Origin of the sequence: Streptomyces sp. cmx-4-9 (assembly GCF_046548835.1) — a bacterium.
Classification (GTDB): Bacteria; Actinomycetota; Actinomycetes; order Streptomycetales; family Streptomycetaceae; genus Streptomyces.
Genome location: NZ_JAEBEE010000002.1, coordinates 921,347 through 943,821, shown reverse-complemented (window position 1 = coordinate 943,821; position 22,475 = coordinate 921,347). Strand labels below are relative to the sequence as shown.

The window sequence follows — 22,475 nt, the reverse complement described above, 5'->3', positions numbered from 1 at the left end:
CCGGCCTGCACCCCAGAACAGGAGGGGCGATACATGCGCTCGTTCCCGATCCCGCTGATCCCCACGGAGGAAGGCGACCTGCTCATCCCGGCCGAACAGGTGACCGGTCTCCTGCGGAGCGTGGCCGCCGACTGGGCGTCCGCGGCCGGCTTCGACATCCCGGAGGCCGATCCCGAGACCGTCCTCGCGATGGCCGAGGCCCTCACCCAGTTGGCCGACCAGATCGACGCGGAGTGCATTGCCTGCGCCTCACGGCCGGAAGCCTCCTGAGCCCGCTGCCGGGTCAGCGGGGCGGTGACCAGCACGCGGTCAGGCGCCCCGCCCCCGCAGCAGGGCCGACGGCCGTGAGGCCGTCCCAGCCGTCCGGAAGATCGACGATCAGGACGCCGGAGGTCGCCAGCCCCGAGCGCAGCCGGTCGAGCAGAGGGCGCGGGCCGCTCCCGCACAGGGCCGAGGCCAGCCCCTGGATGCCGGACTTGTGGCCGACGAGCATCAGGGCGGACAGACCGGCTGCGTGCTCCGCCAGCACGGCGCCCAGCAGCTCCGGCCCGGCGTCGTAGAGCCGGTCGTCGTAGACGACGGGCGGGGGACCGGGCAGGGCCGGTGCGATCAGCTCCCAGGTCTCCCGGGTCCGGCGCGAGGGCGAGCACAGCACCAGGCGGGGCAGACAGCCGGACTGCGCCAGCCAGCGGCCCGTCTCCGGCGCGGCGGCCCGTCCGCGCCGGTTCAGCGAGCGCTCGAAGTCCTCGGCCCTGTCCTTCGGTACCGCTTTGGCTTGGCGCACCAGGACCAGCCGGGCCCCGCCGCCGCGTCCGGAACCCGGTAGCGGCGGCGTGCGGGGCACGGGACCCGGGGGCATGGGCATCTCCTCGACCGCTCTCCGCCGGGGCGGTCGCCGGGCGGTACACGGCCATCGTGCGGTGCTGCGGGACGGACCGCACGTCCTACCCGGCGGCGGGCGCCGCGGCCCTGCGCTGCCGCGCGGCGGCGGCGGCCTGCAGGACTTCCCGCGCGGCGCGCGCCCCGGAGGCGAGGGCCCCCTGGACGGATCCGGTGGCGCGGTGGTCGCCGCAGAGGTGGACCCCCTCGGCCATGCGCGTCGGCCGGGTCAGCGGCCAGGGGGCGGGCATCGCCGGGAGGGCTCCGTGCACGGTGGTCGCGGCGACCGGTTCCCAGTGGGCGGCGTCGGTCCCGTACGCCTGGGACAGTGCGTCCGTCAGGTCCTGGCGCCGCTGCGGCGAGTCCTCGCCCAGGACCGAGGTCGAGACCAGGGAGCGTCCGTCGGCCGCGTACGTCGGTGCGACCTCCGTCAGGACGCAGGAGTTCAGGAACCTCCCTCCGGCGTCGAGCAGGAGCGTCGGCTCGGGCAGCGGGGAGTACGGGCTGGCGTGGTAGTAGGTGGTCACCGTCCGAGTGGGCGTGTGCGGGCAGCTCGGCAGCAGACGCGTCGCCGTACCGGGATCGGTGGCCACCACGACTGCGGCCGCCTCCCGCTGAGAGCCGTCCGCCAGCTGCACTCCCCCGTCGACGAGTGAGGCGACGGGGGTGCCCAGTTCCAGGCAGCCGGCCGGGAGCGCCTCGGCGAGCGCCCGGGGCACGGCGCCGATGCCGGCGGCGGGCAGAGTGAGGGTTCCGCGCAGGAAGCTGCGCCAGAACAGGTGGAAGACCCGGCTGGAGGTCTCCAGGCCGTCTTCGAGGAAGACGCCGGACAGGAAGGGCCGCAGGAACTCCTCCACCAGCCGGTCCGGCATCCCCCAGCTGCGCAGGGCCGCACGGGTGCTGGTGTCGGGCATCCGCCGCAGCAGCCGGGCGGGCAGCAGCAGGTCGCATGCGGTGAGGGCGCCGAGGGCGGCGCCCCCGGCCGGGGAGACGCGGCCGTCGGTGAGCAGCCTCAGGGCGTCGCCGGGCCGGCGGGTGGGGTCTCCGTAGCGGACGCGGCCCGATGCGGTGTGCACCAGGGCGCCGGGGGTGAACGGCCGAAGGCCGAGGGTGCGCAGTTGGAGACGACGTTTGACCTGGGGGTAGGAGGTGTTGAACACCTGGAACCCGCGGTCCAGCCGGAACCCGTCGCGGACGTCTGTCCGCATGCGGCCGCCGACCTCCTCGCCGGCCTCCAGGAGCGAGACGGCCGCTCCGGCCGCCGCGAGGTCCGCGGCGCAGGCGAGACCGGCCAGTCCGGCGCCCACGACGATCACGGGGGCCCGCAGGCCAGGGGACGCGTTCATGTGACTCCTTCCACCGTGGCTTCCGCCGGTTCTTCGGTGGTGCCGGGCGCCGCGGATGCGGCTCGCCCCGCCGGGTGCGGGCAGCGGCGGTCCGGCCGTCAGTCGGCCGGGGGCAGCGGGACGCGGGTGTGGATGGTCTTGCCGGTCGGCCGGTGCCGGATCCGGACGTCCTGCCCGAGCCGGTTGACCAGAGCCCAGCCCCAGCCGCCGCCGCTGCCGTGGAGGTCGGGGGCCCGTCCCTCGGGTTCGGCGCTGCTGTAGTCCGTGACGTCGATCCCGATGCCGTCGGCCTCCATGGCGAGGTCCAGTGCGCAGCCGTCCGCGGTGTGGCGGACGGCGTTCGTGACGAGTTCACTGACGAGCAGCAGCGTGACGTCCATGGCATCCGGGGCCACCGGACGGCCGCTGCGGCGCACGTCCGTGAAGAAGAGCCGGGTGAGGTCACGCGCAGCGGCGGCGGCCATGGTCCCGTGCAGCTCGCAGTGCTGTCGCAGCTGGAGGGTCATCCCCGCTCCCCTCTTCCTGCAGCTCGGCTCCTCTGCCCCGTCGCCTTCCCCGCCTGCGCGCGCTCATGTCCGGCGGGGCGGCCGACCTGACCTGCCCGCGGGCGGCCGGGTTTTCGGGCGGGGGGCGGTGCGGACCGGTCGTCACCCCCTCGGGCCCTCCCGGCGAGCGCCTTCGGGCGGGCCGCTCCAGACTCGGAGATCCGTGGCGGAACGGGAAGGCACCAACCGGCCAGGAGGCCCGCGACATGGCAGGACGGGCAGGCGGATCGGGCGGCGGACCGGACCGGGGCGGCAGGCCGGGGCGTAGCGGCCACCCACAGACCGACCGCATGCTCCGCACCCTCCTGCGGCGCAGGAAGAAGGCGCTCAGCAGTGAGGACGTGACCGTGGCCGACCGGCCGCAGGTCCGCCGCGCCGTGACCGCCGCGGCCTTGGGCAACACCATGGAGTGGTTCGACTTCGGTGTGTACGCCTACCTCGCCGGCACGATGGGCAAGGTCTTCTTCCCGTCCAGTTCCCCCGGCGCACAGGTCGTCGCCACCTTCGCCACATTTGCCGCCGCGTTCCTCGTGCGGCCGCTGGGCGGGCTGGTCTTCGGCCCCCTCGGTGACCGCATCGGACGGCAGAAGGTGCTGGCCGCCACCATGATCATGATGGCGGCCAGCACCTTCGCCGTCGGCTTCCTGCCCTCGTACGCCTCCATCGGCTTCCTCGCCCCGCTGCTGCTGCTCGTGTGCCGGCTCGTCCAGGGCTTCTCGACGGGCGGCGAGTACGCGGGCGCGACGACGTACATCGCCGAGTACGCGCCGGACCGCCGACGCGGATTCCTCGGCAGCTGGCTCGACTTCGGCACCTTCGTCGGCTATGCCCTGGGCTCGGGCCTGGTGACCGTCCTGACGCTCACGCTCGGCACCGAGGGCCTGGAGGACTGGGGCTGGCGCATCCCGTTCTTCGTGGCGGGCCCGCTGGGCCTGATCGGGCTCTACATGCGCCTGAAACTGGACGAGACCCCCGCCTTCAAGAAGGAGGCCGCCTACGCGGCTGCGGAGGGCTCCGACGGGGCGCAGGACCCCGAACCGGGCGACGATGCCCGCGAGTCCGGCAGGGGCCGCCTGAAGGAGATCTTCACGGGGCACTGGCAGGCGGTCCTGATCTGCATGGGGCTGGTGCTCCTGTACAACGTCACCAACTACATGGTGACCTCGTACCTGCCGACGTACATGACGGTGACCCTGGGCGAGAGCGATACGACCGCCCAGCTGCTCGTCCTCGCGACCATGCTGCTAGTGGTGCTCACCATCACGGCGGTGGGCCACGGGTCCGACCGCTGGGGCCGCAGGCCCCTGTTCCTTGCGGGCAGTGTCGCCCTGGTGGTGCTGGCCGTGCCGGCGTTCCTGCTGATCCGCGAGGGCGGCATCCTGCTGCCCGCCGTCGGCTGCGCCATCCTCGGCCTGCTATTGGTCCTCTTCGCCGGAACGGCGGCCTCGACGCTGCCCGCCCTGTTCCCCACCCGTCTGAGGTACGGGGCCCTCTCCATCGCCTTCAACATCTCCGTCTCGCTGTTCGGAGGCACGACTCCGCTGTTCACCTCGGCGCTCGTGGAGGCGACGGGCAACGACATGGTTCCGGCGTACTACCTGATGGCCGCCGGTGTCATCGGCTTCGTCTCGACGCTGTTCCTGCACGAGACGGCCGGCAAACCGCTGCGCGGTTCCGGGCCGATGGTGGAGACGGAGGGTGAGGCGGACCGGATCGTGGCGCGCAGCCGCACGGCGGCCGGCCGGCAGGCCCGGGACGTGTGGATCCGGCTGCGCCACCCGTGGGCGCACCGCGGCGGACGCGACCGGGACGCCTGACGGTGCGGCGCCCGCGCCCGCCACTCGTCCGCCCCCGGTTGATCGTCTCGCGGCGGGGTAGCGGAGCGGCATGGCTCCCGAGAACGCTTCCACCCCTGTGACCGGCTACGTCCAGCCGGAGATCGACGTCTCGTCGCTGGCCGAGGTGCTCGACGGCGAGTACGCCGGGATCCGCAACCTCGTGCGCACGAACCTGGAGACGTACGCCTCGGTCCTCGACGAGGCCGACGAGCTCGGCATCGACGCGTTCCGCGAGCGGGTCCGCGACATCGTCGTCGAGATGGCCGCGACGGGCCAGACCGGCATGGGCTTCCCCACCGCGTACGGCGGAGGCGGTGATGTCGGCGCCTCCATCGCCGCGTTCGAGACGCTGGCCTTCGGCGACCTGTCGGTCCTGGTGAAGGTCGGTGTGCAGTTCGGGCTGTTCGGTGGCGCGATCCTGCACCTCGGCACCGAACGACACCACCGGGCCCACCTCCCGGATCTGGTCACCGGCAAGCTCATGGGCTGCTTCGCGATGACCGAGACCGGGCACGGCTCCAACGTGCAGGCGCTCGGCACCGTCGCCGCGTACGACGCCGCGAGCGGCGAGTTCGTCATCACCACCCCCGACGACCGGGCCCGCAAGGACTACATCGGCAATGCGGCCCGCCACGCGGAACTGGCCGTCGTCTTCGCCCAGCTGGAAGTGGACGGGCAGTCCCGGGGGGTGCACGCCTTCGTCGTCCCCTTGCGGGTCGGCGGGAGGACGGCGCCCGGCGTCCGGATCGAGGACGACGGCCGCAAGATGGGGCTCAACGGGGTCGACAACGGGCGCATCTGGTTCGACGGCGTACGGGTGCCGCGCGAGGCCCTCCTCAACCGGTTCGCCGACGTCACCCCGGAGGGCGTCTACGAGAGTGCGATCGACAACCCCGACCGGCGCTTCTTCACCATGCTGGGCACCCTGGTGCAGGGCCGCGTCAGTGTCGCCGGAGCCGGGATCAGCGTCGCCAAGGTCGCGCTCGCGGTCGCCACGAAGTACGCGGTGCGGCGCCGGCAGTTCGAGGCGGCCCCCGACAGCGGCGAACAGGTCCTCCTCGATTACGGCCTGCACCAGCGCCGCCTGCTGCCGCTCATCGCCCGGACGTACGCCCTGCACGCGGCGCAGGACGTCGTACGCAGGCAGCTGCACGAGGTGTTCTCCGGGATCGAGGAGGACGCTCAGGCACGGCGCCGGCTCGAAGCACGGGCCGCGGGCATCAAGGCGCTCGGCACCTGGCACGCCACCCGCGTGGTGCAGGAGTGCCGGGAGGCGTGCGGCGGCGCCGGGTACCTCGCGGTGAACCGGTTTGCCGCGCTGAAGGCCGACAGCGACGTCTTCACCACCTTCGAGGGTGACAACCACGTCCTGCTGCAACTGGTGGCCAAGGGGCTGCTCACCGATCACGCGAGCGAGTTCGAGGACCTCGACCAGCTCGGCATGGTCCGCTACGTCACCGGTCTCGCCGTGGAGACGGTCATCGAGCGGACGTCGGCGCACAAGCTGCTGGAGCGGGTACGCGACCTGCTGCCCGGCGGCGACGAGTGGGACCGGGAGGCGGGCCTGCTCGATCCGGAGTACCAGCTGGCCATGGTCCGCTTCCGCGAGGAGCACATGCTGGCCGGGCTGGCCCGGCGGATCAAGCGCGGGGTCGACCAGAAGCGCGACACGGCCGCCGTCTTCTCGCAGGTGCAGGACCACGTCATCGCGCTGGCGCGGGCGCACGTCGAGCGGCTTGTGACGGAGGCCTTCGTCGACCAGGTGCGTGCGCTGCCCGAAGGCGGTGAGAAGGAGGCCCTCGGCCTGCTCTGCGACCTGTTCGCCCTGTCGGCGATCGAGGCCGACCGGGCGTGGTTCATGGAGCACGGGCGGCTGACCGTCCAGCGTTCCAAGGCGATCAGCCGTGAGGTGAACGACCTGTGCCGCAAGGTGCGTCCCCTCGCGGTCGACCTGGTGGACGCGTGGCGCATCCCGTCCGCCGTGCTGCGGGCGCCCGACCTCGTGGGCTGAGGCCGGCTTCCACCGGCTCCCGGCCCGCGGCGGGTGGACCGGCGGCGCCGGTCCGCCGCGGGCGGCCGTACCCGTGTGACCCGTGCACCGGATCGGGGTCAGGAGCCGGTGGCGGTCTCGGCGTCCGGGTAGAGGCCGAAGACCCGGTCCAGGCCGACGATGCGCAGGACGCGCAGGGTGGGGGCGGGGACCGCGGCGAGGGCGATGTCGGCCCGGGCGGCCTGGGCGCGGTTGTACGCGACGATCAGGGCGCTGATGCCGCTGGAGTCGCAGAATTCCATGCGCGCGAGGTCCAGGACGAGGCGCCGGCCCGGCTGGAGCGGCAGGGCGACGAGGAGGTCGCGCAGCTCGGGGGCGGTGGTGTGGTCGAGTTCCCCGGCGACCTGGACGACGGGCCCCGCCGCCGTGTCCCGGGTGCTGATCTGCAGAAGTGTCATCGCGGGTTCTTCGTCGTAGGGACGCCGATGGCGAGGAGGGCGGTGTCGTCGTCGAGGCCGTCGCCGAAGCCGTCCAGCAGACCGGTCAGGGCTTCGACCACCTGGTGCGGGGACCGGCCGGCGTGGCCGGTGGCGAAGGCGTGCAGGGCTTCGTCACCGTACAGGGCGGTCCGTCCCGGGCCGGTGCGGGCCTCGGTGAGGCCGTCGGTGTAGAGCAGCAGGGTGTCGCCGGGGGCCAGCACGGTGGCGGCGGCGGTGAAGGGCGCGTCGGGCAGGATGCCGACGAGCAGCCCGCCGGGGGTGGGCAGGTAGGACGCGGTGCCCTCGGCGCGCAGGACGAGCGCCGGCGGGTGGCCGCCGGAGGCGAGACGGACGGTGGTCCGCCCGGTCGCGGGGTCGGGTTCGAGCGTCCCGAAGACGGCGGTGCAGTAGCGCGGGTCGCCCGTGCTGTACCGCTCGTGCAGGACCTGGTTGAGGGTGGAGAGGGCGGAGACGGGATCGGGATCGTGGAGGGCGGCCACGCGCAGGGTGTAGCGGGTCAGGGAGGTGACCGCGGCGGCCTGGGGGCCCTTGCCGCACACGTCGCCGAGGAAGAAGGCGAAGCGTTCGGCATCGACGGGGAAGACGTCGTAGAAGTCGCCGCCGAGGTGGTCGGGAGAGGCGGTGCGGTAGTGGGCGGCCGTCTCCAACCCGGGTATGTCCGGCAGGGTGTCGGGCAGCAGCGACGCCTGGAGCACGGCGAGGGCGTCCTGCAGCCTGGCCCGGTCGGTCTCCGCCTGCCGGTGCGCCTCCTCGGCCGCCTTGCGGGCCCGCAGGAGTTCCTCTTCGTAGGCGCGGCGGTCGCGGGCGTCGAAGACGGTGGTCCGGATGAGCAGGGGTTCGCCCGTGGCACCGTGTTTGACCACGGAGGACACCAGTACCGGCAGCCGCCGGCCGCCGGCCTGCCGGATCTCCAGGGCGACGCCCCCCAGCTCGCCCTGCATGCGCAGCAGCGGGGCGAAGTGCGTTTCGTGGTAGAGCCTGCCGCCCACGGTCAGCAGGTCGGTGAACCGCATCCGGCCGACCACCTCGTCCCGCTTCAGCCCGGTCCAGTCCAGCAGGGTGGCGTTGACTTTGGCGATCGTGCCGTCCATGAGGGTGGACAGGTAGCCGCAGGGGGCGCTCTCGTACAGCTCCTCGGCGCTGTCCTCCAGCAGGGCGGCGAACACCGCGGCCGAGCTCGCCTCGTCGTCCGCCCCGTGCGGATCGGGCAGCTGCCCGGTGCGGCACATCATCGCAGGCCTGCCGGGAAGCGGGTGGTCGCCGGGCGGGCGGCCTCGGGGGCGGACCGCTGCGGGGTGTGCCCGGTGTGCCCGGTGTGCCCGGTGTGCCCGGCCGCGGTCGAGCCCTGCGGGGTGCCGCCTGTCACGGTGACGTCGTTCCGACGACAGATGTCGATGTCCATGCCCACCAGATCCTCGCGCCTCTTCCGTCTACCTCGCCTGCCCCGGATCGCCCCCCGCACCCCGCCCGTCGCCCTTCGGGCACATGTGCGTGTGCGGGGGGGCGGGCGGCGCGGGGGCGCGGGGGCGCGGCGCGGGGATCGGATGGCCGGGGTGTCGGGCGGGCGGGGCGGCCTGGTGGGCGCGGGAGGTCAGCCGATGCGGGTGGACACGGTGGCCGTGGTGTCGGCGGCGCCGGCACCCGGCGTGCCGGTGGTGCCGGTGGCGTGCAGACGGACGGTCCCGCCGCCGTGCGAGGGTGCGCGACCGGCGATCTCCAGCCTGACCGTCTGCCCCGCTTCGAGGCGGCCGACGGTGAGCACGATGCGGCCGTCGCCGGTCAGTTCCTCGGAGGCGCTGCCCTCGCTGACGCGGTGGGCGAGGTACGTGATGCCGTGGGGCATGGTGGTGCTCAGCCGGGCGCCCTCGGCCGCGCCGTCGCCGGTGTTGGTGAGCTCCACGATGTAGCGGCCCGACGCGTTGTGGGCGAGGTGACCGGGGCCGGAGGCGGTCACGCGGAGCTTCGCGGTCTTGGCGGCCGGGGTGCTGTCGGCCGGGGTCTTCTTCGCGCCGTTCTTCACGTGGCGGTTGACCCAGGCGTCGCCGTAGCTGCCGTCGTAGCCCTTGCCGTAGCCGTCCCCGTAGCTGCCGTCGTAGCCCTTGCCGTGGGAGGTGCCCTGGTTGGTGACCCAGGCGTCTCCGTAACCGCCGTCGTAGGCGGCCGAAGCAGGGCTGGCCGACAGGGCCACGGCGGCGGCCGCGGCGACGGCGGCGGTCAGGACGGCGGCGCGCCGACGGGTGGGACGCAGGGCGGGGCGGTGGATGGTCATGGAACGACTCCTCGGGGGATGGTGGTGCGGAGGGGGCCGGCCGCAGGCATCGGCGCCGGCGTCGGCTGGTCCCAAGCCTGCCCCTGCCCGCGGCGGCTGCCGCCGAGCCGAACGGCCCCGTTCGCATCGACTTTCGCCCTGCGCCGGACAGGACCCGCCTCCACCGGAAGCACGAGACGCCCCCCCGCCCCCGACCACCGCGCCGCCCCGCGGATCAGCGCAGCAGCGCTGCCCGCAGGGTGATGCCGTGACGGGTGCGCAGCCGGCGCAGCTCCCACAGGGCCACGGCGGTGACGGACAGTGGGCCGCCCAGGACGAAGAGGAGCCGGACGCCGGACGGCACGCCGTCGTAGGCGCCCCGGAACAGGTCGAAGAGGGCGATTTCCCAGACGAGCAGCACCGCCAGCAGTGGGGGGACGGTCTCGTGCAGGTCCGCCGTACGGAACACGTGGACCAGTGACTGGCCGATTCCGTAGAGGGCGAAGGGGGCGAGCCACAGGAGGAAGGCGCCCAGGGCGAACAGCAGCGCCACCCGGCCCGCGGAGGCCGTCCAGTCCGTCTTCTCGTCCACGAGGCCGAGGCCCGTGATCAGTCGCGGTACGGCCAGCGTGACGGTCAGCGCGAGCAGGGCGCCGGCGGGCTTCGCGGTGCGGCGCAGGAACAGGCGCCGATGGGGTGGGCGGGCCGCGGCGACGAAGAGGGCCACGGCGACCGGGAAGGTCACCGCCAGCACGATGAGGGTGGTGCGGATCTGCCCGAAGCGGTCGTCGACCACGGCGTCGGCGTCCTGCGCCAGACCGTAGGACAGCAGCATCCACGTCATGGCGGCGAGCCCGATGACCGACCGGAGCACCTGCGCCTTCTTCACCGCCGGATCGTGCACCCGGTCGGGACGGGACGGGGTGAACACCGCGCGTCCCACCGCGATCGGGTTGAACAGCCTTCCGAAGGTCAAGCGGCGCGCCGGGGGCGGGGGCCACGGCCCGGCCGGCCGCTGCGGAGGACGGCCGGGGGCGGGCGGCGGCACTGCTCTGTACGGGCTTCGCGGCGTCCCGCCACCGCCGCCGTCCCCACCTGTGCTCATCCCCGTGTCCTTCGCGTCGCCCCGCTGCGCCTCCTCGGGAGGATAGGCGGATCCGGACGCGCGGGACAGCACGCCAGGACCGGGCCGCATTCCCGTTTATCATGCATTTCATCCGTACCAGGAAGGAGCCCCTCACGTGGGTAGCAGTGTCGAGACGCTGGAATTCCAGGCCGAGACCCGCCAGTTGCTGCGATTGGTGATCCATTCGATCTACTCGAACAAGGACATCTTCCTGCGCGAGTTGATCTCGAACGCCTCCGACGCCCTGGACAAGCTCCGGATGGAGTCGCTGACCGAGACCGGACTCGGGGTCGACACCTCCGACCTGCACATCGCGCTGGAAGTCGATGCGGAAGCCCGCACCTTGACCGTCCGCGACAACGGGATCGGCATGAGCCGCGACGAGCTCGTGGAGCTGATCGGCACGATCGCCAAGTCCGGTACGGCCGTTCTGCTGCAGAAGATCAAGGAGGCCGAGGACGCCGCCGCGGCGCAGAGCCTGATCGGCCAGTTCGGCGTCGGCTTCTACTCCGCGTTCATGGTCGCCGACAAGGTCACCCTGCGGACGCGGCGGGCCGGCACCGAGGCGGGCACCCAGTGGGAGTCCGACGGCGAGGGCACCTACGAGATCCAGGCGGTGGAGGGCCTTCCCGTGGGGACCTCGGTGACCCTGCACCTCAAGCCTGCCGACACCGAGGACGGCCTCGCGGACTACCTGGCCGGGTGGAAGATCCGCCAGATCGTCAAGCAGTACTCGGACTTCATCCGCTGGCCGATCCGGATGGCCGCCGCCCCCACGGCCGGCGGCGAGCCCGGCGCGCCGGATGCCGACGCCGCGTCTGCGACGGAGTTCGAGACGCTCAACTCGATGAAGGCGCTGTGGGCCCGGCCCCGCAGCGAGGTGACCGAGGCCGAGTACGGCGAGTTCTACCGGCAGATCAGCCACGACCCGCACGATCCGGCCGAGACGATCCACATGCGCGCCGAAGGCACCTTCGAGTACGAGGCGCTGCTCTTCGTCCCCTCGCAGGCACCCTTCGACCTGTTCTCGCGGGAGAGCAAGCGGGGCGTGCAGCTGTACGTCAAGCGCGTGTTCATCATGGACGACTGTGACGCGCTGATGCCGAACTACCTGCGCTTCGTCAAGGGTGTGGTGGACGCGCACGACCTGTCGCTGAACGTCTCCCGCGAGATCCTCCAGCACGACCGCCAGATCCGCAGCGTGCGGAGGCGTCTGGTGAAGAAGGTGCTGGGCGCCCTCAAGGACGTGCAGCGGTCCGACGCCGAGCGCTACGCCTCGCTGTGGAGCCAGTTCGGCCGGGCCCTGAAGGAGGGTCTGCTGGAGGACGGCGACAACGTCGAGGCGCTGCTGGAGCTGCTGTCCGTCGACTCCACGCACGACAGGGAGAAGACCACCACGCTCCGCGAGTACGTCGAGCGGATGAAGGACGGCCAGGACGCGATCTACTACCTGACCGGTGAGACCCGTGCCACGGTGGAGAACTCCCCGCACATGGAGGCGTTCACCGCCAAGGGGTACGAGGTCCTGATCCTCACCGACCCGGTCGACGAGGTGTGGACGGACCAGGTCCCGTCCTTCGACGGCCACCGGCTCCAGTCGATCGCCAAGGGCCAGGTCGACCTCGACGAGCAGGCGGCCGACGGGGACGAGGACGCCGAGGCCGAGAAGGCCAGGCGTGATGCGGAGTACGCCGCGCTGCTCCCCTGGCTGACGGCCGCGCTGTCCGACCACGTCAAGCAGGTCCGGCTGTCCTCCCGGCTCACCACGTCGGCTGCCTGCATCGTCGGTGACGCCCAGGACATGACCCCCACCCTGGAGAAGATGTACCGGGCGATGGGCCAGCAGATGCCGCCGGTCAAGCGGATCCTGGAGCTCAACCCGACGCACCCGCTGGTCACCGCCCTGCGTGCGGCGCACGAGGCGAACGCCGACGACCCTGCGCTGTCGGAGGTCGCCGAGCTGGTCTACGGGAGTGCGCTGCTGGCCGAGGGCGGCGACCTGCCCGACCCGGCCCGTTTCACCCGGCTGCTCACCGAGCGTCTGACCCGCGCCCTGTAGGCCGTGGGGGGTGTCCGGAGGGGGTCCTCCGGACACCCGGGTGGTCCTCGCCGGGGGCGGGATGGGGGTCAACCACCGTGCCCGGACCTGCTGCCTGCGGAGCACCGGGGACCCTGCCGTCGAGACGGGCACGCCACTGATCAAGAGGCCGGCCGGGCACTGACGAGGGTGACCTGCGGCCCGTCCGGTGGCCCCGGCACCCTCAGCTCCGCCACCTCGGAGCGGCCTGCGGCCCGCAGGTCCCCGGGCGTCGGCCGGGGCCGCGCCCGGGCGTCCTGCTCCTGCCGGTCCCGGAGGTTCTCCGGGGTGATCGGTTCCCGCAAGTACCCGGGGGAGGCCTTGCGTACGGCGTCCAGTTCGGGGTCGAGCGGGGGTGCGGCCGGACGCTGCCCCGGCCTCTGCACGGCCTCGTGTCCGTCGCCGCCCTCGCGCCGCCCCGGCACCTCCCGTTCCGGACCCATGCGGCACAGCCCACCACTCCTGGCCTAGGAGGGGTTCTGGGCGTACGCCTCGGCGACGGCCAGCGAGGCCGCCATGATGGACAGTTGCGGGTTGACCTCCGGGCAGCTCGGGAGCACCGATCCGTCGGCCACCAGGACGCCGCGCAGGCGGCCCAGGGGGTCGGCGGGGGCCCGCTGGGGGTCGGCGCCGGCAGCTGCGGTGCCGGTGGGGTGGAAGGCGGAGAGGTGCAGGTGCCGGGCCGTGACCCCTTCGAGGGCGACGTCCAGGGCGCGGAGGGTACGGACGCGAGGGGTCCGCGGGATCCCGGTGAGCACCTCCACCGCTCCTGCTGCGAAGAGGAGTTCCGCCATGGCGCGGACGGCCGTGACCAGCCGGCCCGCGTCCCGGCGGTCGAGGTCGTAGCTGATCAGCGGGGTCCGGCCCCGGCCGAGGACCCGGCCCGACGGACGGTCGGCGATCATGGCGCCGAGGGTGGCGAGCCGGTCGGCCTGTTCCAGTTCGGCACGGAGCTCCCGCCCGGCCCCGGGCAGCACGAAGCTGCTCATGCCGGGCGGTGTGGCGGTCGCTTCGATGAGGATGCCCTGGTCGTGGAGGTGTTCCACGCCGACGCTCTGCAGGACGCCGTCCCAGGGGGTCACCCGCTCCGTGAAGCGTCCCGCCACGCTGGTCGCGGGGTGCACGCTCAGGTTGCGTCCGAGGCGCGGGTGGCCGCCCAGGCCCGAGCGGCGCAGCAGCTGGGGTGTCTGCAGGGCTCCCGCGGCGACCACGACGCACGGGCTGAGGATCTCGAACTCGGTTCCGTCGGCGCGCCGTACGAGGACTCCGGCGGCGCGGGGCGCTCCCCCGCCCGCGGGGTCCGGGTCGGTGAGGATGCGGACGGCCCGGGCTCCCGTCACGATGCGGGCTCCCGCCGCGCAGGCGTCGGGCAGGACCGACAGCTGGACGCTCTGCTTGGCACCGTTGGGGCAGCCGACCACGCATTGGCAGGACCCTTTGCAGCCGGGGGCGTTGCGACGCAGCGGGGCGGCGCTCCAGCCGAGCCGGCCGGCTCCGGTGAGGGCGAGCCGGCCGTTGTTGCCGAGGACGTCCAGGGGCTGGGGGGCGACGCGGAGGGTGCGTTCGACCTCGTCGAGGTGGCGGCCGAGGTCACCGGCCGGCCGGAAGCCGTACGTGGTGTTCCAGCGGTCGAGGACCCGCTGCGGGGTGCGGTAGCAGGTGCCGGAGTTGACGACGGTGGTGCCGCCGACGGCCCGGCCGACCGGTATGACCATGGGCGGTCGGCCGACGGCCGCCGTGGCGCCGCCGTCCCGGTAGAGCTCGCCGAAGCGGTCGAGCGGGGTCCGCCGGCCGAAGGAGGCCGTGGAGTGGTGGTGGCCCTCTTCGAGGACGAGCACGCTCAGGCCGGCCCGGGCCAGGGTGCGGGCTGCCATCGCCCCGCCCGCGCCGGAGCCGATGACGACGGCGTCGGCAGTGGCCCGGGCCGGCCAGTGCGCGGAGGGGGTGCAGTCCAGGGGCGGATCGTCCGGCGGGGCAAAGGACGGGGCGGCGCCCTCCCCGTGCAGCATCCGCTCGGTGCCGGCGGCGAGCAGGACGGGCACCTTGAGCACGTCCAGCAGCGGCAGCAGCGCGGGGCGTGCGGCCAGCGAGGCCATGACCGTCTCGCGTTCGTCCGCGTCCATCGCGTCGAGGCGGCGCCCGGTGCGCGCCAGGGCGTACGCGTCGACCGCGGCGGCCGCGGCGCGCAGGCTCGCGCGGGCCGGAGCGGGCATCGTGGCGAGGACTGCATCGAGACGCCCCGGCACGCGCGCGGTCCAGGGTGCGGACCGGTCCGCGGCGACGAGGGCCGCGGCGAGCCCGGCGAGGGAGCCGCGCGGGGTGGTGGGCGGGGTGGTGCGGGCCGGTGTGGGACCGGCGTCTGTCGGAGGGTGCACGGCGTGCCTTTCGGTGAAGCCCGGCGGCGGCCCCCAGGACGCGAGCGGCCGCGTCCCGGCCCGGCGGGGCGCGAGGCATCGGGCAGCGGGCAGCGAGGTGGAATGGGCCGCGGGGGTGGGGCAAGGGGCGGGGCAAGGCGGGTGCGGGGAAGGGCAGGAGGGCAAGCGCGGGGGCCAGGCAAGCGCAGGGAGGCTTCAGCGGGCGCCGACTTCGGCGTGGGCCGTACCCCGCAGGTTCCAGGTCGCTTCCGTGCGCCAGTGCCCCCACCAGCGTTCCAGGCGCACGACGGCGTCCGCTCGTTCGCTGTTGCGGCAGATCGCCGGCGCTCCGTCCGGGTCCGCGTAGTCGAGCGTGAGGGTGTGTGCGGCGGGCTGGGTGACCTCGACGTGGATGCGGCGCAGGCCGGCGCGGCCCGTCACGGTCCAGACGGGGAGGTCCAGTCGGGCGCGGAAGCGGCCGATGCCCGCCCAGCCGACGGCCGTGCGCTCCGGTCGGCGCGGCCAGGTGCGGCCGGCCCGGCGCAGCCGCAGGAACACCAGCGGGGGCAGGCTCCGCAGGACCGGGCGCCTGGAGACGGCGGCGACCACTTCCAGGACGTCCCCCTGGCCGAGGTCGGCGTGCAGCCACGCCCACCGTTGGGCGTTGCCGTGTCCGTAGATCCTGGCCGATGCACCCGGGGCGCCGCGCAGGACCAGTTTCTGCCCGTCGTGGGTGATGTGGCCGTCGTAGGAGGCTGTGGCCGCGGGCAGGATCTGCGCGGCGGGAAGCAGCGGGTGCCTCCAGGACCAGCGCGGAAAGGTGTAGAGCGGTGCACCCGCGGGCCGTTCGGAGAGGTCCCAGGAGAAGGTTTCCGCGGATCCGGTGAGCCGGCCGGGGCCGGCGAGGATTCCCGGCGCCTCGTAGCCCTCGGCCGGACGGTTCCACGGCGCGGGCCCGAAGCGGGCGTGCTGCACCGGGCCGTCCGCGGGGAAGACCGCCGCCCAGCCGTGGGCGAAGGGCGCGGAACCGTCGGCGGGTGCGGTGAGTTCGTGGTGGATCCACGCTCCGGTCCCGGTAGCCGGGTCGGTGAGGGTCGTGTACCAGACCTCGGTCCTGCCCGGCTCCCCCTTCCAGCGGGGTGCCAGGTGCCGGTCGCCGTCCTGCTCCGGCCGGGGGAAGCGGAAGCTCGCCAGGAAGGGAACGAGACCGGTGGCGACGGGGAAGCGCAGCGTGCCCTCCCCGATGCGTTCCCCGCCGGCGTGCAGTACGTACGGCAGTACCGTCATGGAGGTCAGCGGGTGCCTGGCGCTGATCGACTTCCATCCGTCGAGTTCGATGCGGCGGCCGTCGAGGGTGAAGGCGAGCCGGTAGCGAATCCGCCGCCGGGCCAGCGGCGAGATCTCCATCTCGCCGTCCGTGACAGGGACTTGAGGGTGTCCGGCGATGTCGATCCGGCCGGTCAGCCGCGCCGTGGTCGTGCGGCGCAGGTCGATCAGGCGGTCGGTTTCGGCCCGTAGGTGCAGGCGGGCCGCGTGGTCGTGGTCCTCGCCGGCGAACCGGAGGCGACCCGGCATCGTCTCCGTGAAGACCGTGCCGCGGCGGTTCACCGGCTGTCTCCGAGCGCCTGGAGCATGAGGCGTTCCGTCTCGGCCAGATAGGTGTCGGCGGCGGCTGCTGCCGCCGGTCCGTCATGCGTGGCCACCGCCTCCACGATGGGCTCCAGCCGCGCGTGTGCAGCCTCGGCGTCGGTGAAGGGCGCCACCAGGGCGGCGCGCACGGGGAGATAGGCGTTGAACAGGGTGTTGGTGAGGAGGACGTAGACCCGGTTGCCGGTGGCGCGGGCGAGGGCCCGGTGGACCTCGACGTCGGCCAGCTGGACCTCTTCAGCCGCCCTGGCCGCCCGCACCGCGGACAGCAGTCCCCGCAGCTCGGCGATCTGGGGGGCGGTGGCCTTAGCTGCGGCGCGGGACGCGATCAGGGAGCCCACGCCGCGGCGCACCTCGAAGACCTCGGCCAACCAGTCGGGGCTGTGCCGGACCAGCATCGGCAGCAGGTCGGCGCCCCCGTGGCGCAGGTAGTCACGCACCCGCGTCCCGACGCCGTGCCGGGTCTCCAGGAGTCCGGCCTGCACCAGTCGCTCGAAGGCGTGTTTCAGGGTGGTGCGGGTGACGCCGTAGCCCCCCGAGAGTTCCCGCTCGGGGGGCAGGTAACCACCCGCCTGGTGGGCGCCGTTGAGGATGTCCTCCCGCAACGTGGCTTCCAGTGCATCGACGATCGTCTCCCGCGGCAGCGCGTGCACGCCTACCTCCCCAGCAGTGGTCCAGTGGCTCAGCCACTCAACCACTGCCGGTTCCGGGGAGTCAAGGGAATCCGTCGCGCCGTGCATTGCCAACACCGCTTTTCAAAGCCGAGGTTGGATGGACTGCACGCACAACACGGCGGTCGAGTCGTCGGGTTCAGCCGGTCCGGTGACCGGGACGGGCGAGGTGACCGCCCCTGCTGTCGTCCGGGAACCAGTAGTCGCCGGCGGGCAGCGCTCGATGGGACGCACGCGGCGCGCTCCCGCCCGACCAGGTCAACGGCGGTCCCTGGCCGTCCTGGGGCGGCTGCGCACCGAGGAGGGAGGGGGCGTGGGTCCGGTGCGTGCTCGGCCTGGGCTCGGGCATGGGGTTGCTCCTGACGGGAACGGGGTGGGGTACGGCCCCATCGTCGGCGCCCGGAACCGCTGCCGCATCCCGACGCCCGCCCCGGCCGCTCCCCCCGCGGCCCCGTCACGCAGGTGATGCGATCCCTCACGCGGCGTGTCACTGTCGGGGAAGACCGGCTCCGGCCGGGTCGTGCGTCGGAACGTGACAGGTCGCGAAGGAGTCGCCGTCATGGGCGGTCAGCAGGACAAGCGCAGGAAGCCGGACGCGGGCCGCACCGAACGGTCCGGGGCCGATGACGCCCCGACGGGTCCCGGCAACGATAGGGAGGGGAACCCGAGCGGCAAGGGTCCCGACGAGATCGGCCCCCGGCGCGCGGCGGGCGCTCGGCGCAAAGCCGGCGAGGACACGGAGCGCGAGGAGCCCCGCGACCAGCGGCCCGACCGGCAGGTCTGACCAGGTCTGACCAGGTCGGGCCGGCAGATGCCCCCCCTCGCCTGGCCCACGGCGTAGACCCGCCCCTCTACGCAGGACCCGGCCGGAGCCCGTAGTCACCCCGGCCGGGTCCTGTCCTGTACGGGGCCGCCGGCGGGCTCGCCCGGTCCGACGGAGCCGCCCCGCCCGGCTCGACCCGGCCCGTAGTCACCCCGGCCGGGTCCTGTCCTATACGGGGCCGCCGGCGGGCTCGCCCGGTCCGACGGAGCCGCCCCGCCCGGCTCGATTCGGCCGCCCCGCCTGGCCCGACGGGGCCGCCCCGTTCCGCCCCTCCGCCGGTCCCGTCAGGGGATCAGGCGGGCCAGGTGCCCGTCACGCTCCGCGTGGCCACTGCGCCCGCCCGGTCCACGGCAGCCTTGACCACGGCGAAGATCGCGCCCTGCAGGGCCGCCGCGATCAGCACTTCCCGCCAGGTGCGAGCCTCGTCCGTGGCGTCGGGCGCGTCGCCCTCGCCCTCGATCAGCCGCCACGCCTGCTTGAAGGCGACGCCCGCGAGCATCCCGCTGACCGCCCCTAGAACCAGCCCGACGGGCTTGTACGCGACCTGGACCGCCTTCATCGCCGACGCCCCCGACTGCGGCGCACCAGCAGGAAGACGGCCAGCGCCGCCCCGGCTACGGCAAGCAGGGGCACGCGGTTGGCGCGCGCCACCGCCGCGGCCTGAGCCGCCCGGTCGAGCACGGGATCGGGGGTCACGTCCGCCGCATACTGGCCCGCACGGGAGGCGTTCTCGCGGACCTGCGTGGCGGCGTGGGAGGTCTTCTCCCGGAGGGCTTCGGGTGTCTTGTCCTTCACCAGCTGAGCGGTGTGCTCCGCCTTCGCCCGGATCTGGTCGGTCACCAGCGCCGCCTTCTCGGCAGCCTGCCCCTTCACGGCGGCCGCCTTCTCCTTCGCCTGCGCCTTGACGTCGGCCTTGGCGGCCAGTGCCTCGACGGTCTGCCCGAGTTCGTTGCGCGTGTGCTCGACCTGCTCGCGCAGCTCCTCCGGCGTGGGACTGCCGATGTTGGCCCGGGGATCGTTCGTCATCGGTGTGCCTTCTCCTTGATCTCGGCCAAGTCGGCCTTGACGCTGCTGATGGTCTGTTCGGGTGCGGGGCTGCCGGCCTTCGCGATCTGCTTCTTTCCGGCCATGGCGGCCACAGCGGCCGCGAGGGCGAGTACGGCCGTGACGATGAGGGCCGACGCCCACACCGGCAGTACCAACGCCAGAGCGGCGATGCAGGTTGCGACCAAGGCCTGTGCGGCGAGCAGTCCGAGGAGCCCGGCTCCGCCGAAGAGGCCGCCTCCCTTGCCGAAGCGCTTGCCCTTGCGGGTCATCTCGGCGCGAGCCAGCTGCATCTCCTCGCGCACGAGTTCCGAGATCTGCTGGGAGGCACGCGAGACCAGGACGCTCACCGAGTCGTCGGTGGCCGGGGGCTGCCGCTCCATGCCGTTCATTGCGAGATCACCTCGTCTTACCTCGTCTTTCTCCGGCCTGGGGCCGCTGATGCGCGGGGGCCGTCGATACGCGGAGCCGTGCCGGAAGCTCCTCTTCCCGATGTGCAGACTCATGTCATGCCGCCTTTCCCCAGGCGGCGGCTCGCCGGGCCCGGCAGCGCGGTCAGAAATTCACCATGACGGCGTAAGCCAGGAAGAACAGGGCGACCACCAGCGCGAGCAGGCAGATCAGAATCAGCGGGCCCTTGCCCCAGCCACGGCTGAGCGGGCGGTACGGGCCCGCCCCGGTGCCCGTACTGGACTCACCGGGCGGCGTCTCGCCGGGCGGCGTCCGGCCCGGGAGCGCCTGGTCCTGCGCGGCCTGGCCTTGCGTGGCCTGGCCTTGCGGGGGCCGGCCCTGCGGGCTCTGGTCTGGCGGGGTCCGCCCGGACGGCGCTCCTCCGGGCGGGCTGTACGTGTGCGGGACATCTGGATGCGGGTCGTGCTCGGACATGCGCTCGTCCTCCTCGCCCCGTGGCCGCGCCCGCGGAGCGGGCCCGGCGGCCGGACCGGGCATACCGGTCCATAGGCCGTGGGATGTCCAGCCCCTACCCCTGCCTGGATCCGCCATACCTCGCCCGGCGCCAAGATCCGCGTCGATGGTCGCCCGGGGCTCCCCGGCCGTCCCACGGGAGGGACAGGCGCCCGGGTGGAGGCACCAGGGCGGCGCCCCCGGCCCCCGGCCCCCGGTCATCTGCGGCGAGCGCGGCCCGGACGGACCTCGTGCGTGCGTCGACCGCGGCACGCCCCCGGAGGCGTCCGCTCCCCCGGTACGGCCACCTGCCCCGCCCCGGTCCCCGTACGGCCCGCAGCAGGCCAGGGCGTGGGATACCGGCCGGGGTCGGGGGTAGCCGGAATCCATGAGCACTACAGAGACCACCACCAGCGCCACGCCGCTGCGCGCCGTTGCACTCGTGTGCACCCTCTCCCCGTCCCCCGCTCCGTCCAGCTCGCAGCTGCTGGCCGAGCAGACCATGGCGGCGCTCGCGGAGCATGGCGTCACCGGCCGGACCATCCGGATCGCCGACCACGACGTGAAGCCCGGCGTGGAGACCGACATGGGCGACGGGGACGCCTGGCCCGAGATCCGCGACACCATCCTGGGCGCCGACATCCTCGTCCTGTCCACGCCCATCTGGCTCGGACACGCGTCGAGCATCGCCCAGCGCGTCCTGGAACGTCTCGATGCGGAGATCTCCGAGACCGACGACGAGGGCCGCATGCTCACCTACGGCAAGGCCGCCGCCGTCTGCGTCGTCGGCAATGAGGACGGGGCGCACAAGGTCAGTGCCGACCTCTTCCAGGGCCTCAACGACGTGGGCTTCTCGCTCGCGCCGGGTGCCGTGACCTACTGGGTCGGCGAGGCCATGCAGGGCACCGACTACCAGGACCTCGACAAGACGCCCGAGGCCACCGCGGGGACCACCAAGACCCTCGCCGCCAACACCGCCCACCTCGCCCGGCAGCTGAAGGCTGCTCCCTACCCGCCCTCCGCCTGACCGGCCCCGGCCGCCGAACCAGGCCCCGGTCCGGCGCCAGGAAGCCCGAAGAAGCGGAGACCCGACAGCCAGCCCGGAGCCCCGGGGACCCAAGGACCCTGAGGCACGCAGCCCCGCAGGCCACGGAAGTACGGAAGTCCGCACGCACGGATCAGCGCAGCGCACCACGAGGAGGACCCATGTCCCAGCCCGCGTCCCCCCAGGACGGTCCCGGCGAGCCCGGCCCGGCGCACCGTCCCCGTCCGCCCTTCCCCGACCAGCAGCAGGACCACCCGGGGACGACGGAGGCGATGGATCCGCGACCCGACCACGGCGAGGATTCCTACCGCGGCCACGAGGTGCTCCTCGACCGCGCGGCGGTCGTCACCGGGGGCGACTCCGGGATCGGCCGGGCGGTCTGCCTGGCCTTCGCCCGGGAGGGCGCAGACGTCGTCTTCACCCATCTGGCCGAGGAGGCGGACGAAGCGGCCGAGACGGCCCGCCTGGTCCGCGAGGCGGGCCGCACCGCGGTGCCCGTCCTGTGCGACGTACGCGACGAGGAGCAGTGCGCGGCCCTGATCGACCGGGCCGTGGAAGCGTTCGGCCGGGTCGACGTCCTCGTCAACAACGCGGCCTACCAGATGGCGCAGCCCGACGGCATCGAGGCCATCACCACGGAGCAGTTCGACCGGGTGATGAAGACCAACCTGTACGGGATGTTCTGGCTCTCCCGCAGGGCCCTCCCCCACATGCCGCGGGGTGGCTGCATCATCAACACCACGTCCGTGCAGGGTTACCAGCCGAGCCCGCACCTCCTCGACTACGCGATGACGAAAGCGGCTATCAACTCGTTCACGCACGGACTGGCGCAGATGGTCGCGGAACGCGGGATCCGCGTCAACGGCGTCGCGCCGGGGCCGGTGTGGACGCCGCTGATCCCCGCGACCATGCCCGACGTGCAGCATTTCGGGGAGCAGTCGCCCATGGGCCGGCCCGCCCAGCCGGCGGAGATGGCGCCGGCCTACGTCTTCCTGGCCTCGCCGCAGGCCGGCTACATCACCGGGGAGATCGTCAACGCCACCGGCGGCACACCCTTGCCCTGAGCCCCACTCTGCGCTCGGGTACCGCTCGGCGGGAACTCCGCGGGGGCCGGACGCGACCACCTCTCCGTCACTCTCGGATGAGGGAAGGTCGATGGCCCCAGCACAGCAGTCCGCAGCCCGAGCACGTGCCGTCCTGGTCCGATGGGCCCCTCCCCCGGCGCTGGCCGGGTTCACCGTGCTCCTCCTGGCCCTGTTCGCCCTCTCGTACGGGGTGGGTTCCGCGGCCGGCCCGGTCGCACCCGGCATGCACGCGCCGCGTACCGGGGCGGGCCCGCACGGGCCCGCCCCGGGCGGCGGGGGCGGCATGGGCGGGATGCATCCGGGCGGTGGCCGGTGACCGCCGAGGTGGCCGGTCTCTCGCCGGTGACCACCGAC

The 22,475-nt window shown here is 73.5% G+C and carries 25 protein-coding genes; 8 read left to right on the top strand and 17 right to left on the bottom strand.

Annotation, left to right across the window (positions count from 1 at the left end):
* Positions 1–33: 33 nt before the first annotated feature.
* Positions 34–270, top strand: coding sequence for a DUF6213 family protein (locus ACLJTM_RS10545; RefSeq protein WP_411103190.1), 237 nt, complete (start codon positions 34–36; stop codon positions 268–270).
* A gap of 13 nt (positions 271–283) precedes the next feature.
* Here the strand turns inward: ACLJTM_RS10545 and ACLJTM_RS10540 are convergent, their stop codons facing one another.
* The 3 genes from ACLJTM_RS10540 to ACLJTM_RS10530 all read right to left on the bottom strand — a co-directional run bounded on the left by ACLJTM_RS10540 (position 284) and on the right by ACLJTM_RS10530 (position 2,731).
* Positions 284–859, bottom strand: a complete 576-nt coding sequence (locus ACLJTM_RS10540) for a SixA phosphatase family protein (RefSeq protein WP_411103189.1) — start codon at positions 857–859, stop codon at positions 284–286.
* Positions 860–944: 85 nt separating this feature from the next.
* The gene (locus ACLJTM_RS10535) at positions 945–2,225 is read right to left on the bottom strand and encodes an NAD(P)/FAD-dependent oxidoreductase (protein ID WP_411103188.1); all 1,281 of its coding nucleotides are present in this window, start codon (positions 2,223–2,225) and stop codon (positions 945–947) included.
* Positions 2,226–2,323: 98 nt separating this feature from the next.
* On the bottom strand, positions 2,324–2,731 hold the full coding sequence (locus tag ACLJTM_RS10530; RefSeq protein WP_411103187.1) for an ATP-binding protein: 408 nt from the start codon (positions 2,729–2,731) through the stop codon (positions 2,324–2,326).
* A 329-nt stretch (positions 2,732–3,060) separates the two neighbouring features.
* On the opposite strand from ACLJTM_RS10530, the gene proP reads away from it, so the two are divergent.
* Together proP and ACLJTM_RS10520 are read left to right on the top strand one after the other, a co-directional pair.
* Positions 3,061–4,587, top strand: a complete 1,527-nt coding sequence (gene proP / locus ACLJTM_RS10525; protein WP_411103186.1) for a glycine betaine/L-proline transporter ProP — start codon at positions 3,061–3,063, stop codon at positions 4,585–4,587.
* A 70-nt stretch (positions 4,588–4,657) separates the two neighbouring features.
* Entirely contained in the window at positions 4,658–6,619 is a 1,962-nt protein-coding gene (locus ACLJTM_RS10520; RefSeq protein ID WP_411103185.1) for an acyl-CoA dehydrogenase, read from the top strand.
* A gap of 98 nt (positions 6,620–6,717) precedes the next feature.
* Here the strand turns inward: ACLJTM_RS10520 and ACLJTM_RS10515 are convergent, their stop codons facing one another.
* The 5 genes from ACLJTM_RS10515 to ACLJTM_RS10495 form a co-directional block, all read right to left on the bottom strand.
* On the bottom strand, positions 6,718–7,056 hold the full coding sequence (locus tag ACLJTM_RS10515) for an STAS domain-containing protein (RefSeq protein WP_411103184.1): 339 nt from the start codon (positions 7,054–7,056) through the stop codon (positions 6,718–6,720).
* Positions 7,053–8,327, bottom strand: coding sequence for a PP2C family protein-serine/threonine phosphatase (locus tag ACLJTM_RS10510; protein WP_411103299.1), 1,275 nt, complete (start codon positions 8,325–8,327; stop codon positions 7,053–7,055). The genes ACLJTM_RS10515 and ACLJTM_RS10510 overlap by 4 nt, the downstream gene beginning before the upstream one ends.
* Positions 8,327–8,500: a hypothetical protein gene (locus ACLJTM_RS10505; RefSeq protein WP_411103183.1), complete on the bottom strand. Its 174-nt coding sequence runs from the start codon at positions 8,498–8,500 to the stop codon at positions 8,327–8,329. The genes ACLJTM_RS10510 and ACLJTM_RS10505 overlap by 1 nt, the downstream gene beginning before the upstream one ends.
* Before the next feature lie 189 nt (positions 8,501–8,689).
* Positions 8,690–9,367 (bottom strand): hypothetical protein, encoded by a 678-nt coding sequence (locus tag ACLJTM_RS10500; RefSeq protein WP_411103182.1) that lies wholly within the window; start codon positions 9,365–9,367, stop codon positions 8,690–8,692.
* A 214-nt stretch (positions 9,368–9,581) separates the two neighbouring features.
* Complete coding sequence (locus ACLJTM_RS10495; RefSeq protein WP_411103181.1) at positions 9,582–10,322, bottom strand: hypothetical protein; 741 nt, start codon at positions 10,320–10,322, stop codon at positions 9,582–9,584.
* Positions 10,323–10,587: 265 nt separating this feature from the next.
* Between ACLJTM_RS10495 and htpG the strand changes: the two genes are divergently transcribed.
* Positions 10,588–12,531 carry a molecular chaperone HtpG gene (gene htpG / locus ACLJTM_RS10490; protein ID WP_411103180.1) on the top strand — a complete coding sequence of 648 codons (1,944 nt, stop codon included), beginning with the start codon at positions 10,588–10,590 and terminating at the stop codon, positions 12,529–12,531.
* Positions 12,532–12,671: 140 nt separating this feature from the next.
* Here the strand turns inward: htpG and ACLJTM_RS10485 are convergent, their stop codons facing one another.
* From ACLJTM_RS10485 to ACLJTM_RS10465, 5 genes are all read right to left on the bottom strand, one after another.
* Entirely contained in the window at positions 12,672–12,992 is a 321-nt protein-coding gene (locus ACLJTM_RS10485) for a hypothetical protein (protein WP_411103179.1), read from the bottom strand.
* A gap of 24 nt (positions 12,993–13,016) precedes the next feature.
* Positions 13,017–14,924, bottom strand: coding sequence for a GMC family oxidoreductase N-terminal domain-containing protein (locus tag ACLJTM_RS10480; RefSeq protein ID WP_411103178.1), 1,908 nt, complete (start codon positions 14,922–14,924; stop codon positions 13,017–13,019).
* 195 nt (positions 14,925–15,119) lie between these two features.
* Complete coding sequence (locus tag ACLJTM_RS10475; RefSeq protein ID WP_411103177.1) at positions 15,120–16,511, bottom strand: hypothetical protein; 1,392 nt, start codon at positions 16,509–16,511, stop codon at positions 15,120–15,122.
* Positions 16,508–17,203, bottom strand: coding sequence for a FadR/GntR family transcriptional regulator (locus tag ACLJTM_RS10470; RefSeq protein ID WP_411103176.1), 696 nt, complete (start codon positions 17,201–17,203; stop codon positions 16,508–16,510). Before ACLJTM_RS10470 ends, ACLJTM_RS10475 begins: the two co-directional genes overlap by 4 nt.
* A 157-nt stretch (positions 17,204–17,360) precedes the next feature.
* Positions 17,361–17,570: a hypothetical protein gene (locus ACLJTM_RS10465; protein ID WP_411103175.1), complete on the bottom strand. Its 210-nt coding sequence runs from the start codon at positions 17,568–17,570 to the stop codon at positions 17,361–17,363.
* A 210-nt stretch (positions 17,571–17,780) separates the two neighbouring features.
* Between ACLJTM_RS10465 and ACLJTM_RS10460 the strand changes: the two genes are divergently transcribed.
* Positions 17,781–18,005 carry a hypothetical protein gene (locus ACLJTM_RS10460; RefSeq protein WP_411103174.1) on the top strand — a complete coding sequence of 75 codons (225 nt, stop codon included), beginning with the start codon at positions 17,781–17,783 and terminating at the stop codon, positions 18,003–18,005.
* Positions 18,006–18,336: 331 nt separating this feature from the next.
* On the opposite strand, the gene ACLJTM_RS10455 is transcribed toward ACLJTM_RS10460, so the two are convergent.
* The 4 genes from ACLJTM_RS10455 to ACLJTM_RS10440 all read right to left on the bottom strand — a co-directional run bounded on the left by ACLJTM_RS10455 (position 18,337) and on the right by ACLJTM_RS10440 (position 19,973).
* A complete protein-coding gene (locus ACLJTM_RS10455; protein ID WP_411103173.1) occupies positions 18,337–18,603 on the bottom strand; it encodes a DUF4235 domain-containing protein in 267 nt (88 codons plus the stop codon).
* Positions 18,600–19,070: a DUF3618 domain-containing protein gene (locus tag ACLJTM_RS10450; RefSeq protein ID WP_411103172.1), complete on the bottom strand. Its 471-nt coding sequence runs from the start codon at positions 19,068–19,070 to the stop codon at positions 18,600–18,602. Before ACLJTM_RS10450 ends, ACLJTM_RS10455 begins: the two co-directional genes overlap by 4 nt.
* A complete protein-coding gene (locus ACLJTM_RS10445) occupies positions 19,067–19,480 on the bottom strand; it encodes a phage holin family protein (protein ID WP_411103171.1) in 414 nt (137 codons plus the stop codon). Before ACLJTM_RS10445 ends, ACLJTM_RS10450 begins: the two co-directional genes overlap by 4 nt.
* 163 nt (positions 19,481–19,643) lie before the next feature.
* Entirely contained in the window at positions 19,644–19,973 is a 330-nt protein-coding gene (locus ACLJTM_RS10440; protein WP_411103170.1) for a DUF6480 family protein, read from the bottom strand.
* Positions 19,974–20,379: 406 nt separating this feature from the next.
* On the opposite strand from ACLJTM_RS10440, the gene ACLJTM_RS10435 reads away from it, so the two are divergent.
* The 3 genes from ACLJTM_RS10435 (at position 20,380) to ACLJTM_RS10425 (ending at position 22,437) form a co-directional block, all read left to right on the top strand.
* Positions 20,380–21,018, top strand: coding sequence for a flavodoxin family protein (locus tag ACLJTM_RS10435; RefSeq protein ID WP_411103169.1), 639 nt, complete (start codon positions 20,380–20,382; stop codon positions 21,016–21,018).
* A 179-nt stretch (positions 21,019–21,197) separates the two neighbouring features.
* Positions 21,198–22,100: an SDR family oxidoreductase gene (locus ACLJTM_RS10430; RefSeq protein ID WP_411103168.1), complete on the top strand. Its 903-nt coding sequence runs from the start codon at positions 21,198–21,200 to the stop codon at positions 22,098–22,100.
* 91 nt (positions 22,101–22,191) lie between these two features.
* Complete coding sequence (locus tag ACLJTM_RS10425; RefSeq protein WP_411103167.1) at positions 22,192–22,437, top strand: hypothetical protein; 246 nt, start codon at positions 22,192–22,194, stop codon at positions 22,435–22,437.
* The last annotated feature ends 38 nt before the right edge of the window (positions 22,438–22,475 follow it).

What these genes read in the sequence shown, in the direction of transcription:
- ACLJTM_RS10520 (WP_411103185.1), top strand. Translation starts at nt 4,658, where the DNA reads ATGGCTCCCGAGAACGCTTCCACCCCTGTGACCGGCTACGTCCAGCCG.
- ACLJTM_RS10445 (WP_411103171.1), bottom strand. Translation starts at nt 19,480, where the DNA reads ATGAACGGCATGGAGCGGCAGCCCCCGGCCACCGACGACTCGGTGAGC.
- proP (WP_411103186.1), top strand. Translation starts at nt 3,061, where the DNA reads ATGCTCCGCACCCTCCTGCGGCGCAGGAAGAAGGCGCTCAGCAGTGAG.
- ACLJTM_RS10425 (WP_411103167.1), top strand. Translation starts at nt 22,192, where the DNA reads ATGGCCCCAGCACAGCAGTCCGCAGCCCGAGCACGTGCCGTCCTGGTC.
- ACLJTM_RS10435 (WP_411103169.1), top strand. Translation starts at nt 20,380, where the DNA reads ATGAGCACTACAGAGACCACCACCAGCGCCACGCCGCTGCGCGCCGTT.
- ACLJTM_RS10430 (WP_411103168.1), top strand. Translation starts at nt 21,198, where the DNA reads ATGTCCCAGCCCGCGTCCCCCCAGGACGGTCCCGGCGAGCCCGGCCCG.
- ACLJTM_RS10460 (WP_411103174.1), top strand. Translation starts at nt 17,781, where the DNA reads ATGGGCGGTCAGCAGGACAAGCGCAGGAAGCCGGACGCGGGCCGCACC.
- ACLJTM_RS10510 (WP_411103299.1), bottom strand. Translation starts at nt 8,327, where the DNA reads ATGTGCCGCACCGGGCAGCTGCCCGATCCGCACGGGGCGGACGACGAG.
- ACLJTM_RS10440 (WP_411103170.1), bottom strand. Translation starts at nt 19,973, where the DNA reads ATGTCCGAGCACGACCCGCATCCAGATGTCCCGCACACGTACAGCCCG.
- ACLJTM_RS10540 (WP_411103189.1), bottom strand. Translation starts at nt 859, where the DNA reads ATGCCCCCGGGTCCCGTGCCCCGCACGCCGCCGCTACCGGGTTCCGGA.
- ACLJTM_RS10515 (WP_411103184.1), bottom strand. Translation starts at nt 7,056, where the DNA reads ATGACACTTCTGCAGATCAGCACCCGGGACACGGCGGCGGGGCCCGTC.
- ACLJTM_RS10455 (WP_411103173.1), bottom strand. Translation starts at nt 18,603, where the DNA reads ATGAAGGCGGTCCAGGTCGCGTACAAGCCCGTCGGGCTGGTTCTAGGG.
- ACLJTM_RS10465 (WP_411103175.1), bottom strand. Translation starts at nt 17,570, where the DNA reads ATGCCCGAGCCCAGGCCGAGCACGCACCGGACCCACGCCCCCTCCCTC.
- ACLJTM_RS10535 (WP_411103188.1), bottom strand. Translation starts at nt 2,225, where the DNA reads ATGAACGCGTCCCCTGGCCTGCGGGCCCCCGTGATCGTCGTGGGCGCC.
- ACLJTM_RS10530 (WP_411103187.1), bottom strand. Translation starts at nt 2,731, where the DNA reads ATGACCCTCCAGCTGCGACAGCACTGCGAGCTGCACGGGACCATGGCC.
- ACLJTM_RS10450 (WP_411103172.1), bottom strand. Translation starts at nt 19,070, where the DNA reads ATGACGAACGATCCCCGGGCCAACATCGGCAGTCCCACGCCGGAGGAG.
- ACLJTM_RS10545 (WP_411103190.1), top strand. Translation starts at nt 34, where the DNA reads ATGCGCTCGTTCCCGATCCCGCTGATCCCCACGGAGGAAGGCGACCTG.
- ACLJTM_RS10485 (WP_411103179.1), bottom strand. Translation starts at nt 12,992, where the DNA reads ATGGGTCCGGAACGGGAGGTGCCGGGGCGGCGCGAGGGCGGCGACGGA.
- ACLJTM_RS10505 (WP_411103183.1), bottom strand. Translation starts at nt 8,500, where the DNA reads ATGGACATCGACATCTGTCGTCGGAACGACGTCACCGTGACAGGCGGC.
- ACLJTM_RS10500 (WP_411103182.1), bottom strand. Translation starts at nt 9,367, where the DNA reads ATGACCATCCACCGCCCCGCCCTGCGTCCCACCCGTCGGCGCGCCGCC.